Origin of the sequence: Psychrobacter sp. AOP7-B1-24 (genome assembly GCF_052376215.1) — a bacterium.
Taxonomy (GTDB): Bacteria; Pseudomonadota; Gammaproteobacteria; order Pseudomonadales; family Moraxellaceae; genus Psychrobacter.
Window position 1 is genome coordinate 1 of record NZ_JBQSVL010000213.1, and the last position, 484, is coordinate 484.

The 484-nt window shown below is 41.9% G+C and carries 1 pseudogene; it reads left to right on the forward strand.

The window, feature by feature from the left end:
* Positions 1–89: 89 nt before the first annotated feature.
* A pseudogene (locus ACT3QP_RS15060) lies at positions 90–484 on the forward strand (IS982-like element ISPsma1 family transposase); the annotation flags it as partial.

The following is a 484-nucleotide window of genomic DNA, read 5'->3' on the forward strand; positions in this document are numbered from 1 at the left end:
ACCCCACTCTCAACTTCGAAAGTGATTGAAAAAAGAAGAGCACCTCACTAATCTATTGTTTTCGACCAAGAATACAATGGAGTTGTGAGATGCCCATAGACGAATTTATCATCAATATCTATTTAATGGTAGAGCAATATTACAAAATAGTCGTCACCAAACCCTTGCGAAGTGCAGGTTACGCGCCAAAGTTGAGTGATCCTGAGATCATTTGCATGGAGATGGTCGGTGAATTTTTACACCTTGATCAAGACAAACAGATTTGGCAATACTTTACCCAGCATTGGCAAGACTGGTTTCCAGCCATCGGCTCATACCCTAACTTCGCAAAGCACTGCGCCAATCTGTGGCAAGTCAAACAGCAGATACAAGATAAAGTCAGTCAAATTGAAGGCCGTGACAACATTCATTTTATGGATGGCTTTCCGATACCCGTCTGTCATTATGGACGCGCTTATCGGCATAAAAACTATCAAGACTTAGC